The organism is Comamonas halotolerans, assembly GCF_030162935.1.
GTDB classification, from domain to species: domain Bacteria; phylum Pseudomonadota; class Gammaproteobacteria; order Burkholderiales; family Burkholderiaceae_C; genus Comamonas; species Comamonas halotolerans.
On sequence record NZ_JASAUZ010000007.1, the window covers coordinates 13,852 to 28,640 of the forward strand.

The 14,789-nt window shown below is 56.1% G+C and carries 10 protein-coding genes; 7 read left to right on the forward strand and 3 right to left on the reverse strand.

Features of this window, described 5'->3' with window-relative positions; translation table 11 throughout:
- Position 1: 1 nt before the first annotated feature.
- Complete coding sequence (locus tag QEP11_RS05980) at positions 2-1,534, forward strand: pyridoxal phosphate-dependent decarboxylase family protein (protein WP_284335733.1); 1,533 nt, start codon at positions 2-4, stop codon at positions 1,532-1,534.
- A gap of 414 nt (positions 1,535-1,948) precedes the next feature.
- On the opposite strand, the gene QEP11_RS05985 is transcribed toward QEP11_RS05980, so the two are convergent.
- The 3 genes from QEP11_RS05985 to QEP11_RS05995 all read right to left on the reverse strand — a co-directional run bounded on the left by QEP11_RS05985 (position 1,949) and on the right by QEP11_RS05995 (position 5,113).
- The gene (locus QEP11_RS05985; RefSeq protein WP_284335734.1) at positions 1,949-2,839 is read right to left on the reverse strand and encodes a tripartite tricarboxylate transporter substrate binding protein; all 891 of its coding nucleotides are present in this window, start codon (positions 2,837-2,839) and stop codon (positions 1,949-1,951) included.
- A 136-nt stretch (positions 2,840-2,975) separates the two neighbouring features.
- Positions 2,976-3,461: a hypothetical protein gene (locus tag QEP11_RS05990; RefSeq protein WP_284335735.1), complete on the reverse strand. Its 486-nt coding sequence runs from the start codon at positions 3,459-3,461 to the stop codon at positions 2,976-2,978.
- A 524-nt stretch (positions 3,462-3,985) separates the two neighbouring features.
- The gene (locus QEP11_RS05995) at positions 3,986-5,113 is read right to left on the reverse strand and encodes a high-affinity branched-chain amino acid ABC transporter substrate-binding protein (RefSeq protein ID WP_284335736.1); all 1,128 of its coding nucleotides are present in this window, start codon (positions 5,111-5,113) and stop codon (positions 3,986-3,988) included.
- 421 nt (positions 5,114-5,534) lie between these two features.
- On the opposite strand from QEP11_RS05995, the gene QEP11_RS06000 reads away from it, so the two are divergent.
- The 6 genes from QEP11_RS06000 to QEP11_RS06025 all read left to right on the forward strand — a co-directional run bounded on the left by QEP11_RS06000 (position 5,535) and on the right by QEP11_RS06025 (position 14,784).
- Positions 5,535-7,649 (forward strand): 3-hydroxyacyl-CoA dehydrogenase NAD-binding domain-containing protein, encoded by a 2,115-nt coding sequence (locus QEP11_RS06000; RefSeq protein ID WP_284335737.1) that lies wholly within the window; start codon positions 5,535-5,537, stop codon positions 7,647-7,649.
- 45 nt (positions 7,650-7,694) lie between these two features.
- Complete coding sequence (locus tag QEP11_RS06005) at positions 7,695-8,870, forward strand: acetyl-CoA C-acyltransferase (protein WP_284335738.1); 1,176 nt, start codon at positions 7,695-7,697, stop codon at positions 8,868-8,870.
- A gap of 200 nt (positions 8,871-9,070) precedes the next feature.
- Positions 9,071-10,906: an acyl-CoA dehydrogenase gene (locus tag QEP11_RS06010; protein WP_284335739.1), complete on the forward strand. Its 1,836-nt coding sequence runs from the start codon at positions 9,071-9,073 to the stop codon at positions 10,904-10,906.
- 220 nt (positions 10,907-11,126) lie between these two features.
- Positions 11,127-11,876 (forward strand): sterol desaturase family protein, encoded by a 750-nt coding sequence (locus tag QEP11_RS06015; protein WP_284335740.1) that lies wholly within the window; start codon positions 11,127-11,129, stop codon positions 11,874-11,876.
- Positions 11,877-12,809, forward strand: coding sequence for a fatty acid desaturase (locus QEP11_RS06020; protein WP_284335741.1), 933 nt, complete (start codon positions 11,877-11,879; stop codon positions 12,807-12,809). It begins immediately after the preceding gene.
- A 16-nt stretch (positions 12,810-12,825) separates the two neighbouring features.
- Entirely contained in the window at positions 12,826-14,784 is a 1,959-nt protein-coding gene (locus QEP11_RS06025) for a beta-ketoacyl-ACP synthase III (protein WP_284335742.1), read from the forward strand.
- Positions 14,785-14,789: the final 5 nt, after the last annotated feature.

Below are 14,789 nucleotides of genomic sequence, written 5' to 3' on the forward strand. Positions count from 1 at the left end.
CATGGTGCATTTTTCTGAACACCGCAAAGCATTGCTTTGCAACGATGCTGCATCGATTGCCGACTACACGCAGGCCATGGCGCAAGCTACTCAGGCCGTGGCTTCCTGGCTGCAAAACGACAAGATGTATACGGGCGGCAGCATCAGGGATCTGCGCAGCGCGATTGCATTCCTCCCCTCGAAAGAGGGCATGGGCGTGCAACCAGCGTTGCAGCGCATGGTCGAGCTTTTCTTGCACAAAAGCCTGAAAGTGCACCACCCCCATTCGCTCGCGCATTTGCACTGTCCGACGATGGTGGCCAGCCAAATCGCAGAGGTGCTGATCAACGCCACCAACCAGTCTATGGATTCGTGGGACCAAAGCCCGGCGGGTTCGTTGATGGAAGTGCAGTTGATTGACTGGTTGCGCCAAAAAGTGGGCTATTGCGCAGGCAACGCGGGCGTCTTTACATCGGGCGGCACACAGTCCAACTTGATGGGCGTGCTGCTGGCGCGAGATGCCTGCATTGCCAAGCACTGGAAGAACGAGCAGGGCCAGTCTTGGTCGGTGCAGCGCGACGGCATTCCTGCGGATGCGATGCGCAAGGTCAAAGTCATCTGTTCGGAGAACGCACACTTCTCCGTGCAAAAAAACATGGCCATGATGGGCATGGGCTTTCAGTCCGTGGTGACCGTTCCAGTAGATGTAGATGCTCGCATGGACATAGATGCGCTGGCGCAGACCATGGCCCGCCTGCAGGCTGAAGGCAATATCGTGGCATGCGTAGTGGCTACGGCGGGCACCACCGATGCAGGGGCGATCGATCCACTACCGCAAGTGCGCGCCATCAGTGCCCAATATGGAGCGTGGATGCACGTGGATGCAGCCTGGGGTGGTGCGTTGATTCTCTCGCAGCACCACCGCGACCTTTTGGTAGGCATGGAGCTGGCTGACTCGATCACGCTGGACTTTCACAAGCATTTCTTCCAAAGCATCTCTTGTGGCGCGTTCTTGCTCAAAGAGGAAGCGAACTACCGCTTCATGCACTACGAGGCTGAGTATCTGAACTCTGCTTACGACGAAGAGCATGGCGTGCCGAATCTGGTGTCCAAATCGCTGCAAACCACGCGCCGTTTTGATGCGCTGAAGCTGTGGATGACGATTGAAGCCCTGGGCGAAGATCTGTACGGCTCCATGATTGACCATGGCGTAAAGCTGACCCGTGAGGTGGCGAACTACATCACGGCGACTGAAGGTTTGGAGCTGCTGGTGGAGCCGCAGTTCGCATCAGTTTTATTTCGCGTGATACCACAGGGCTATCCCGCAGAACTGCTAGATGCACTGAACCAAAACGTCGCCGACGAATTGTTTGCACGCGGTGAGGCCAATATCGGTGTGACCAAAGTGGGGCAAGTGCAATCGTTGAAGATGACCACCTTGAGCCCGATTGCCACGCTGGAAAACGTTCAGCAATTGCTGGCACAGGTACTCAGTGAGGCCGATCGCATCAAAAAACCTATTGCTGATGGGACTTATAAACCAGCGATCGACTAATTGATAATAAATAAAGGGCTCTGCGGAGCTCTTTATTTAAGGCATATAATAATATTCACAAAGAAATTTATCTAGACTTGATATTGCATTAATTATTTTGTGTAATATTATCTATAATATCCATTCATTTGCTTAAATGGATACAGGAGATTTTTAAAATAGGTAGTTAGCATGCCACCCGTAACTGCTGAAAAGAAGATCTAAGAATGCAAGTCGGCTGTGGTCGCTCTGAATCGAGCAGCTAACCTCAGATACCTTCTGACTGCGTCCAACTCTCTCATCGCTTGTTCCTAAAGCCTGCATCTCGGAAAAAAGCAGCCATTCATATCACGCATTCGATGGGCAGCAATCGCTGCAAAAAAGCCATCCAAATGGGATGACTCTTCATAATCATGTCCTTTCCGTAGTGGAAATTTAGTTCTTTCCTATCAGATTTTCTGTCTTTGCAGCAGCATGCAATTCATTATTAAAGACTCCTCTCCAGCGGATCGCCTCCTGGGCTACTAAATCGCTGAACGCTTGTGTTTGTGTAGGTGCTTGTGCTTGCAATACTGCGTATCGTGAAAGAACTTGCGGGCTCTTTTGAACTTGTGCAACCGCCTGCGCAATGTCATTGAGGATGTGTTGGGGGGTACCAGCAGGCGCCATGAACCCGTTCCATGGAACCACCACGGCATTGGGGTAACCCACTTCTGCCAGCGTTGGCACATCAGGGATAGCGGCAAGACGTGTATCACCAATGACAGCCAATACTTTTAGCTTGCCACTTTGCACATGTGGCAGTGCCAAGGCTGCTGTGACAGGCGCAATATCTAGACGACCATTTATCAAGTCTGCAATGAATGGCGGCTGACCTTGATAGTTGATTTGTGTGAGTTCAATTTTTGCGTCCGCAGTCAAACGCTCAATACCAAGGTGGTTAGAGCTGCCATGACCTGGATTGGCGACGTTGAAGACACCAGGCTTTTGCTTCGCTTCAGCAATGAAGTTTTTCAGCGAATTGAACTTGGAAGTTGCAGGAACAACCCACAAATTAGGCGTAGAGCCGATTCTTGCAATGGGCTGGAAGTCAGAAGTTTTAAACCGGGTGCTGCTGTCAGTCAGTGGATTGATCACTGTAAACATTGAGCCCACGAGCAAGGTGTAGCCATCAGGCTTGGCTTGACGGACAGTGTCCGCCCCAAGATTGCCATTTGCACCCGGCTTGTTCTCAACAATCACAGGCTGACCCCATTTAGTAGCCAAAGCTTCCGTGACTGCGCGGGCTGTGACATCAACAACGCCTCCAGCAGGGTATGGGACCACTTACCTTGATAGGTCGATTGGGAAACGGTGTGATGTCTTGGGCCCAAGCAGTTGCGTATGTGGCTAAAGCTGTGGCTCCAGTCAATACTGCATTCAATATAGATCGGCGGCTCAATGTTTGCATGTCAGCCTCCGTTTAGAACGCTGCGCCAGGCGACAAAATGCCTGCGTAGCTGGAGCGAGATTGCACACCCCAGTGACCGTCTTTATTCGTCACGATATAGAGCGCTTGAAACGATTGCTGTGCACGGTCTTGAGCGTCGTAGCGCGTGAATTGCAAAGCAAAGTGCACCTTGCTGGCGTCGGCTTGGATGACGCGAATCCAGTCCCACTTGCTGTAGTTCCAGCCGGTGTTGGCCAAAGGCGTTAAATCGTTGCTAGCCGCATATGTTGCAGCGTCGTCCCACACGGTGACTTGGTTTCCAGCAAAACGGACGTGTGGATAGTTCATGACCGCGGCCCAAGATTTGGCATCACGGGCATTGAAAGTGCGCATGAAGTCTTGCAAAACTTGCAGTCCAGCCTGCACTGCTGCTTGTGCGTCGGAAGTGGTCACGCCAGTGCCGGCTACGAGCAGCGCTAAAGTGTCAGAGGTCAATACATTGTTGTCGCGTGCAGTCATTTCAGTCCTTGAAAGAAGTGGATTGCTGCGAATGTAGAGAAACTTCTATATTTCAAAAAATATTGTTTTTTTGTTTGTTTATTAACTAAACATCTTTAAAACTGTTCCGAAAGCGCTTTCTTTCATCGGTAAAGCTGAATGGTTTATCTCTTGGACTAGCCGCAGAACTTCCAACTGGGCACCTGAAACAGGAAACCTTGGGACAATTGCGTGATACAAGGGGCGACTGCCCTGTGTGAATAGACCTACTTCTCCAGTAAAGCTTTCACTCTCTCGCAATGCATTTCGCCGTGACATTTGTAGATGACTGGTATGCAGCAATCATCTTCATTTCAAGTTTTATTCTTGACCGACATTAATGACTCTGCAGCAGTCATAAATGGACGTAGTTCAATCGCCGCCAAGCTCCTACTGTCGTCATTTGGCGGATCAATTAGCACTTCCTCCTTGCATCTTTGACACCTTGGTGTGCAATAAGCAACAAAAAGGGCACCTTAGGTGCCCTTTTTTACATATGTCGTGAATTACTTCACTTGTGAGCGGGTGCCGTCCTTGGCCAGCTCAAAGACCACAAATTCGAAGTCCTTCAGGTCGCCTTTGGCGTCAAAAGCCACCTTGCCAATCACGGTGTCAAATGTGTTGGCATGCATGTAGTCGGCTACTTTCTTGGCGTCTGGGCCCACGGCCTTCAGCGATTTGTCCAGCACTTGCAATGCAGCGTAGGAGGGCATCTGGTAAGCGCCGTTGGCCGAGCGGTTGGCCTTTTTGAATGCGTCCACCACGCCCTTGTTTTCGGGGCGTTGGCTGAAGTCCGCAGGGAAGGTGAACATCATGCCTTCAACGGCAGGGCCGGCGATTTCGATCAACCCCTGATTGAAAGCACCTTCGGCACCGACAAAGCGGGTTTTCAGACCTTGCTCCTTGGCCTGCCGCAGCAGCAAACCCATTTCGGGGTGGTAGCCACCGAAGAACACCACATCCACCTTGGCTGTTTTGAGCTTGGTGATCACGGCGGAGTAATCGCTGTCACCGGCATTGATGCCGTCATACATCACCACCGGAGCTTTCAGGCTATCCAGCGTGTTCTTGACGTGCTGGGCCACGCCTGCGCCGTAGGTCTGTTTGTCGTGCAGCACGGCCACAGCCTTGGGTTTGAGTTTTTCAGCGATGAACTTGGCCGCGAAAGGGCCTTGCTGATCGTCACGGCCAATGGTGCGGAAGAAGTAGTGGCCCTTGAGTCCGTCGGTTACCTGTGGGGCAGTGGCGCCTGGCGTGATGGCGACGATGCCTTCTTCCTCATAAATTTTGGAGGCGGGCACGGTCACGCCGGAGCACACGTGGGTGATGGCGAACTTGGCACCCGAGTTGAGGACCCGGTTGGCTGCGGGAACGGCTTGTTTGGGCTCGCAGGCATCGTCCACGAACACAGGTTTGTATTCACGGCCATTCATGCCGCCAGCGGCGTTCATGGTTTCAATGGCTGTCATCAGACCGGCTTTCACTTCATCGCCGTACTGGGTGTTTGGCCCTGTCATGGGGATAGGAACACCAATGAGAATGGGGTCAGCGGCATGGGCGCTGAGGGAGGCAGCACCCAGCAGTGCGGCAGCAGCCCAGGAGGTACTCAGGCGGATGAATGTTTTGCGTTGCATATAGGTGTGAGCCTTCCGATAAATGGGTGGATTGCGTGTGCGTGCTGAACACACAGTGCACATTGTTGAGGCGTCGCAGTGACAAGCAGTTATGGCTTTCCCCAGCGTTTTTTTGCAGCCACACTTGGTCGGTGCAAGGTGTTCAGCGAATGCGCTGCCATATGTGCAAGAACTGCGCCATGTGCGGATGGGCTGCTAACCGTTTGTCGGATTCTGAGCGAATGTTCTCCAGGCTCCAAAGTAGGGTGTACTTCGCTACAGTCTGTTTGCTCATCAGGTTCCGCATGTCGGAACTTGCCCGGAAAGCTTTGTCCCGATTGAGACAATACAGGGGCAAAACGCGATAGCGTTGGACGGCATCCCTTTCTAGAATGGATTACAGAACGCCCGTTCTTTTTTCTAGAACTGAAGGAGACAAGCCATGTCGGCTGATTACAAAGTGCACGGCTCGGTTGCTGTGATCACACTCAACAACCCACCGGTCAATGGGCTGGGTTTGTCCACCCGCCGTGCCGTGATTGATGGCCTCAACCAAGCCAATGCCGATGCTGCGGTGCAGGCGATTGTGATCACGGGAGCTGGCAAGGCGTTCTCCGGCGGAGCCGACATCAAGGAGTTTGGCAAGGAAGCCGCACTGCAAGAGCCGAATCTGCACACCGTGATTGCCCAGGTAGAGCAGTCCGCCAAGCCAGTGGTGGCCGCGATTCACAGTGTATGCATGGGCGGTGGGCTGGAGCTGGCTCTGGGTTGTCACTACCGCATTGCTGCACCAGGTACGGTTGTGGCCTTGCCTGAAGTGAAGCTGGGTTTGCTGCCCGGAGCTGGTGGCACGCAGCGCTTGCCACGCGCCATTGGGGTGGAGCCAGCGCTGAACATGATTGTCAGTGGCGAATCGATCAAGAGCGAGATGCTCGCCCAAATTCCAGGCCAGCAGTTGTTCAACAAGCTGGCTGCCAGCCCTGAGGCTTTGGCCGCAGAAGCGCTCGCTTTGGCGCAGGAAGTGGGCGAGCGCCATGTTGCTTGCAATGAGCCTTTACCACTGGTGCGTGACCTCAAGTGCAAGCATCCCAAGGGCGATGCCTACTTTGGTTTTGTGCGCAACATGGTCAAGGGCATGTCCAAAAACTATCCCGCACCATTGAAGTGCGTGGATGCGGTGGAAGCTGCCACCAAGCGCAAGTTTCAGGATGGCTTGCTCTATGAGCGCGAGCTGTTCGTCAACCTGATGTGGACACCCGAGTCCCGTGCGCTGCGCCACTTGTTCATGGCGGAGCGCGCGACCACCAAGATTGCCGACATTCCGGCTGAGACGCCCACCCGCGAGATCAAGAAAGTGGGCGTGATTGGTGCTGGCACCATGGGTGGCGGTATCAGCATGAACTTCCTGAATGCGGGTATTCCGGTGACTATTCTGGAGATGAAGCAAGAAGCGCTGGAGCGTGGTGTCGGCATCATCAAAAAGAACTACGAAGCACAGGTCAAGAAGGGCAAGCTCAAGGAAGACAAGTACGCCCAGCGCATGGCATTGCTCTCCACCACACTGAACTACGACGATCTCAAGGACTGCGACCTGATCATCGAAGCCGTGTTTGAAGAGCTGGGTGTGAAAGAAGCCGTGTTCAGGCAGCTGGATGCTGTTGCCAAGCCCGGTGCCATCCTGGCTTCCAACACTTCCACTCTGGATGTGGACAAGATTGCAGCATTCACAGCCCGTCCGCAGGATGTGGTCGGCATGCACTTCTTCAGTCCTGCCAACGTCATGAAGCTGCTGGAAGTGGTGCGCGGCAAAGCCACAGGCAAGGATGTGATGGCGACGGTGATGCAGATTGCCAAGAAGATCCGCAAGACCGCCGTGGTCTCTGGCGTGTGCGACGGCTTTATCGGCAACCGCATGATTGAGCAGTACAGCCGCCAAGCAGGCTTCTTGCTGGACGAAGGTGCCACGCCCGAGCAGGTGGACAAGGCTGTCGAGAAGTTCGGTTTTGCCATGGGGCCCTTCCGCATGGGCGATCTGGCGGGTAACGACATTGGCTGGGCGATTCGCAAGCGCCGGGCGGTGGAGCGCCCCGGTATGAAATACAGCGCCAGTGCTGACCGGTTGTGCGAGATGGGTCGCTTTGGCCAAAAAACAGGCAAAGGCTGGTACGACTACGCGCCGGGCAAGCGCGATGCCATTCCCAGCCAGGAAGTGCTGGACATGATTGATGCGCACCGCAAGGCGATTGGCATCACTCCACGCAAGATTTCGGACGAAGAAATCGTGCAACGCCTGGTGTTCTCCTTGGTCAACGAGGGTGCGCACATCCTGGAGGACGGCATTGCGAGCAAGCCGGGTGATATCGACATGGTGTATCTGACGGGTTATGGCTTCCCCATCTACCGTGGTGGCCCCATGCATTACGCCAGCGAGCTGGGCCTGACCAATGTGGTGCAAGCCATGCAGCGCTTTGCCCAGAACCCCAATGACGATGGGGAGTTCTGGAAGCCTGCGCCGCTGTTGGCCCGTCTGGCCGCTGAAGGCAAGCCCTTCGCATGATGCGCAGTGCGCCGTTGAACACCCAGAATTTGAAGGATTGAAGCTATGACATCCGCAGTGATTGTTTCTACCGCGCGCACCCCGCTGGCCAAGAGCTGGAAGGGTTCGTTCAATATGACTTACGCGCCCACACTGGGTGCCCACGCCGTGCAGCATGCCGTGCAGCGCGCAGGCATCGATGGGGCAGACGTTGAAGACGTGATCATGGGCATGTCTTTGCCCGAAGGCACGCAAGGGGGCAATGTGGCCCGCCTGATTGCCATTCGCGCAGGCTTGCCGGTCACCACTTCGGGCCTGACCATCAACCGTTTTTGCTCATCCGGGCTGCAATCCATTGCCTTGGCAGCGCAGCGCATCATTGCGGGTGAAAACGATGTATTGGTGGCTGGTGGCCTGGAGTCTATCTCCTGTGTGCAGCAGGAGCTGAACCATCACATGTTCCATGACCCTGATCTCATGAAGATGAAGCCAGAGGTTTACTGGAGCATGCTGCAAACCGCCGAGCAAGTGGCGCAGCGCTATCAGATCAGCCGTGATGCCATGGACGAATATGGCGCGGCCAGCCAGCAAAAAGCATGTGCAGCCCAGGCTGCAGGCCTGTTCGATCAGGAAATTGCTCCGATCACCGTGACCATGGGAGTGGCCGACAAGGTCATGGGGCTGAGCACCAAGCAAGTCACCGTCTCCAAGGACGAAGGCACGCGTGAAGGCACCACCAAGGAAGGTATCTCCGGGCTACGCAGCGCATTGCCTGGGGGCGTGATCACAGCCGGAAATGCCAGCCAGTTCTCAGACGGTGCAGGTGCCTGTGTGCTGGTGCATGAAGACTATGCGAGCAAAAAAGGCTTGCAGCCCTTGGGGCGCTTTCTGGGCTTTGCCGTGGCAGGCTGCGAACCTGATGAAATGGGTATTGGACCGGTGTTTGCCATCCCCAAGGTGCTCAAGAAGCTGGGCCTGAAGGTGGATGACATTGATCTGTGGGAGCTCAATGAAGCGTTTGCCGTGCAGGTGATCTACTGCCGCGACAAGCTTGGCATCCCAGGGAACAGGCTGAACGTTAACGGCGGCGCAATTGCGCTGGGCCATCCCTATGGACTTTCTGGCCAGCGCCTGACCGGCCACGCCCTCATTGAAGGCAAGCGCCGTGGCGCCAAGCGCGTGTGCGTGACCATGTGCATTGGTGGAGGCATGGGCGCTGCCGGGATTTTTGAGGTGCTTTGAGCCACTTTGGCGCAGTCGGGGGCCCATCCGTGATGGGCATGTGCACACCAGTGTCCCCCGCATTTCAATAAGCCAAGCCGCCCCTTCGAGCCGAGGGAAGGCGGCTTTTTTACCGCTTTGATTTTTCTTTAAACATAGCTGCCATCGCCGTTGCTTGTAGCTTGGTGAATGGGTGTTGGCAGTTATATCTGGTGCAAAAGATGTCTCAACTACGATCAACCCTGGAATTTTTGGTGTATGACTGGCTGCAGGCCGAGAACCTGACCTCCCGAGAACGCTATGCCGATCACAGCCGCGAGACTTTTGATGCAGTGATGGACACTTGCGAGCGCATTGCACGTGAAAAATACGCGCCCTTCAATCGCACGGTGGATACCCAGGAGCCAACGTTTGATGGCGAAAAAGTCATCCAGCCCGCCTGCACCAGCGAAGCACGCAAAGCCTATGCAGAAAGTGGCATGCTCAGCGCAGCCCAACCCTACGAAAAAGGCGGCATGCAGCTGCCTTATGTGGTGGAGGCGGCTGCCAACAGTTTTTTTGCCTGTGCCAGCATCAGCATTGGCTCCAACTTGCTCACGGTGGGCAATGCCAACTTGCTGCGTGTGCATGGCACGGCAATGCAACAGCAGGTGTTTGCGGACAATGAGTTCAATGGTCGCTGGGCGGGCACCATGGCCTTGTCGGAGCCGCAGGCAGGCTCCAGTCTGAGTGACATTGCCACCCGTGCAGAACCTGATGGCGCAGATTTTGAAAGCGACCCGCTGGGGGCACGATACCGCCTCAAGGGCAACAAGATGTGGATCAGTTCGGGCGATCACGAGCTGACTGAAAACATCGTGCATCTGGTGCTGGCCAAGATTCCGGGCCCAGATGGCAAACTCATTGCGGGTGTGAAAGGTATTTCGCTGTTTATCGTGCCCAAGAAGCTGGTGGATACTGAAGGCCAGCTCACGGGTGAGCGCAACGATGTGGCGCTGGCCGGTCTGAACCACAAGCTGGGATGGCGCGGCACGACCAACACGCTGCTGAACTTTGGCGAAGGCAGATATCCGGTGCGCGGTGCTGCGGGTGCGATTGGTTATCTGGTGGGCAAGCCGCACGAAGGTCTCAAGTGCATGTTCCACATGATGAATGAAGCGCGCATCGGCATTGGCATGGCCGCCACGATGCTGGGCTTGGCAGGTTATTACGCCAGTCTGGACTACGCCAAGAATCGTCCCCAGGGCCGCCCCATGACCGAAGGTGGCAAAGATGCCAGCAGCGCGCAAGTGCCCATCATTGAGCACTCGGATGTCAAGCGTATGTTGCTGGCCCAAAAGGCGTACTGCGAAGGCGCGCTGGCGCTGAATATGTACTGCGCCAGACTGGTGGATGAAGGTCGCACGGGCACGGCAGATGAAGCCGCACGCGCCAGGCTGCTGCTGGAAGTGCTGACGCCGATTGCCAAGAGCTGGCCCAGCGAAAACTGTCTGGAAGCCAATTCCCTGGCCATACAGATTCATGGCGGTTATGGCTACACGCGGGACTTCCCCGTGGAGCAGTATTGGCGTGACAACCGTCTGAACATGATCCATGAAGGCACACATGGCATTCAGGCGGCAGACTTGCTGGGCCGCAAGGTGTTGATGCAAAACGGCGCAGGGCTGCAACTGTTGGCCCAAACAATTCAGGGCACGATTGAAAAGGCGTTGCCACAAGCTGCCTTGGCGCAATATGCCAATGATCTGGCGCAGGCACTGCAAGCGGTGTGTGCTGCCACCAAGACCGCGTGGGCGACAGGCAACCCGCAAGAAGCGCTGGCCAATGCCGTGCCTTATATGCAAGCCTTTGGGCATACAGTGCTGGCCTGGATATGGCTGGAGGTGGCGCTGAAGGTGCAAGAGCGCGATGCAGCGCTTGCTACTGCTGCCAACGCAGGGCGAATGGGAGCCGTGCGCTATTTCTACCACTATGAATTGCCCAAGATTGCAGCGTGGTTGAAGGTGGTGAATGCGCGGGACATGACATGTGCGCACATGTCGGTCGAGGCTTTCTAGCCTGCAGCATCAACACTTTTGCATCACCCACATGCGGCGGAACGTTCCTGTTGTACGCAGCAGCAGTGCGCAAAAGCTTCTGGTTAGCTGCACAGGCTTCGTAACAGTCTGTACGCGAGGTGGTGTTCCTGCAGCGCTTCGCTATCATGCGCCGCATGCTGTGTTTTGATGTATCCATCGCCGCGCCTGAACTGGCGCTTGCCGTGGAGTGGTTTTAGCGATGGATGCGGGTCTGTGGTTTACGCAGCTCAATGTCTGGCAGGTCATGCTGGTGGGTTTGGCGTTTTTTGCAGCCTTGTATGTGCTCGGCGGCTGGAGCATGCAGGCGCTGACACGGGCGCTGCATCAACGTGGCATAGGCAGGGTGCTGGATACGCGTCCGGTCAAGCCTGAACAGTTGCACAGAGAATGGCGACAGTCATTGCATTCCGTACTGATTTTTGGCACCGGCATGGTGGTGCCCTGGGGGCTGCTGCAACTGGGTTGGGCGCATTTGGCGCCAACCGCCAGCACAGGGCGTGTGCTGCTGGAAATTGTGGCGCTGATGCTCTGGAACGATGTGCACTTCTGGGTCAACCATCGTTTGCTGCATACCCGCTGGCTGTCACGCTTTCACACGGATCACCATCGCTCTTATGTGACCACACCGTGGTCCACGTATAGTTTTCACCCGATTGAGGCGCTGATGCTGGGCAACATCATCCTGCTGCCCATGGTAGTGCACGACTTTTATTTCTGGTCGTTGGCCGCAGTACCGGTGTTGAGTCTGGTGCTGAATGTGATTGGTCACTCCAACTACGATTTTTTTCCACGAGTTTCCGACACGCATCCGCTGGCAGCCAGCCGCCGCCATCATTTGCACCATGCCCGGCCCAAGGGCAACTATGGTTTTGCGCTGGCATTCATGGATCAGTGGATGCGCACCCAGGCTGAGCCGTGGACCCCGCCACCAGCGAAAGGGTCACACTGAATGCCGCCAGCGCCGAACCGCACGGTCTTGCCGCGCTTGCGCCACTGGCGTGATCTGCAGTCTTTGGCGTATATGGTGGCGCTGCCGCTGCTGGCCTGGTGGCAATGGCAGCATGGCTGGGTCTGGTGGCTTTACGGCTTGCAGCTGTTTTTGACCTTGGGCATTGGTGTGATTCACCATAACCACACGCATTTGCGCATGTGGCACGGGCGCTGGGCCAACCGTGTGACCGATTACGCGCTCACGCTGTTGCAGGGGCACCCAACCTTTGTGTTCTGGCCAGCGCATGTGGGCAACCATCATCGTTTCCGGCATGGCCCGCAGGATGTCGCACGCACTTATCGGCCGGAGTTCGGTGGCGATACCAACCATCTGTGGGGTTATCTTATTCACCCTGCGCAAGCCGTGTGTGTGCTCTATCCCTTGTTCCTGCGATGGCTGGGCGGACTGCGCCACACCAGCCCAGGCGCATTTCGCTACTGCATGAGGCAATACGCGCTGTGGCTGAGCAGTTGGGCAGCGTTGCTGGTGCTGGACTGGCAGAAGGCATTGCTGTTGGTGATCGTGCCGCAGTTGCATGGGCTGCATTGGCTGCTGGCGACCAATTACCTGCAGCATGCGCATGCCGATGGTCGTCCGTTGAGCCGCTCGCAGCGAATTGATCCAGCGGTTTCCCTGAATTACGCACGCAATTTTGAAGGCTGGGTGAATCCTTTGCTGTTCAACATTGGCTTGCATACCGCGCACCATGAACACCCACAAGCCCATTGGTCGCAGCTGACGCAGCTGCATGCGCAGCATTACAGGCACCGGGTGACACCTGCACTCAACGAAGCTGGTTTGCTGTCCTATATGGGGCGCGTCTTTGTCTTGGGGCTGTTTTGGCGCAAGGCGCGCACCCAGCCACAAATGCCACCTGAAACTCTTTGCTAATCAGGATTTATTGCCTATGCCAGTTGCCTATTCCAACGTCTATTTGCATGCAGCGGGCATGTTCTTGCCGGGCGAGCCCGTAGATAACGACGGTATGGATGCTTTTGTGGCGCCGCTGAACCGCATTTCAGAGCGCATCAAGCGCCGCATCTTGGCAGAAAACGGGATCCAGACGCGCCATTACGCCATCGATGGTGAGGGACGCACGGTTTTCAGCAATGCGCAAATGGCAGCAGGAGCGATTGAGCAGACTTTGGCGCAGTCGGGCAGGGCGTTGAGCGATGTGAGTTTTTTGTCCAGTGGATCTTCGGGTGGTGATTCCTTGATGCCCGGCTTTGCCAGCATGATCCAGGGAGAGATGTCAGCGCCACCAATGGAAACCTTGTCGGTACACGGTGTGTGTGCTGCCAGCGTGGGCGCATTGCAGGCAGCGGCTTTAGCCGTGGAGAGTGGGGCGCATGCGCTGGCACTGTCTGTGGCGAGTGAAATGCCTTCGCGCCTGTTCAAGCGCTCGCGCTATGCAGCGCAGGGCTACGATACCGATTTTGATGCGCATTTCTTGCGCTGGATGCTTTCCGACGGTGCAGGCGCGGTGTTGCTGGGTGGTCCTCAGGCCCTGCCGCATGCGAAGGGTCTGCGATTGAAGCTCAAATGGACGCACCAGCGCAGCTTTGCTGGCGACTACCCGGTATGCATGCAACTGGGTTTGACTCCTGACCGCAGCAAGAGCCATCTGGACTTTCCCGCCTGGTCAGACGCAGAGGCTGCAGGGGCGCTGGCCTTGCGCCAGGATATCCGCCTGTTGCCCCATCTGTTTGATGTATGCATTCATGAGTACGCCGACCTGGCCCATAAAGGCTGGGTGCCTGAGCGCGGCATTGACCACTTTTTGTGCCACTACTCGTCAGAGCGCTTCATGCCAGTGGTTGAAGAGTTGCTGGACAAGGCCCAGTTGTCGATACCGCGCGAGCGTTGGTGGAGCAATCTGGCCTGGCGTGGCAACACAGGCGCGGCTTCTATTTTTGTCATGCTCTGCGAGTTTTTGCAGAAGGAGGCCGCACGACTGAAGGCTGGCGACACTGTGTTGTGCTTCATTCCGGAGTCAGGCCGCTTCACCGCAGGCTATATGTTGTGGGAGGTGGAGCAGAACACACCTGAGGCTTCTGCTGGGCAATCTGTCGCGGGTGGCTTCAATGTGACTGCACAGCCTGCCGTTGCATCTGCCGCGCAGGTGGTGGACGATGCCTTGCCTGATGTGCGCACCATTGCGGCGCCCCACGATCCAGCCACGGCACCTGTCGTGCTGGCGCCGCTGCTGACCGAGCTGGCCAGCATCTGGCAGGAGTACCGTTCCCAGGTGTGGCGCACACCTTTGCTTCAGCGTATTCGCACACGTGAGTTGCGTACCGAAGACTATGTGCGCTGGATGGGGCACTGGATTCCGCAAGTGCGTGAAGGCAGTCTCTGGATGCGGGAGGGCGCGGCATCATTGACCGGCGATTACGCAGCGCTGGCAGCCTTGATCGATCTGCATGCCGATGATGAGCAGCACGATTTCAAGGTGCTGCACAGTGACTACCTCAAGGCGGGAGGCACCGTGACAGATATTGCCCAGCTGCGCCGCAACCCAGGTGGTGAGGCTTTGAACTCCTATCTGCATGGGCTTGCGGCAACACCCAACCCCATCGGCTTGCTGGGAGCCATCTATATCATCGAAGGCACGGGTCAGCGTATTGTGCCGAGTCTGCTGCCTTTGCTGCGGGCGGCCTTGCCTCTGCCTCCTGATGCCTTCCGCTTTCTGGAGTATCACGGAGAGAATGATGTACACCACCTGGAGCGCTGGCTCATGGCGGTGCAAATTGCCATGGAGCTTGATGGCAGTGGCACAGCGCAGCAAACCATCGTGCAGACAGCAAGGCACACTGCTGCGCTGTATCTGATGCAGTTCCAGCATGTGCTGCCTGTGCAGCACTGAGACAC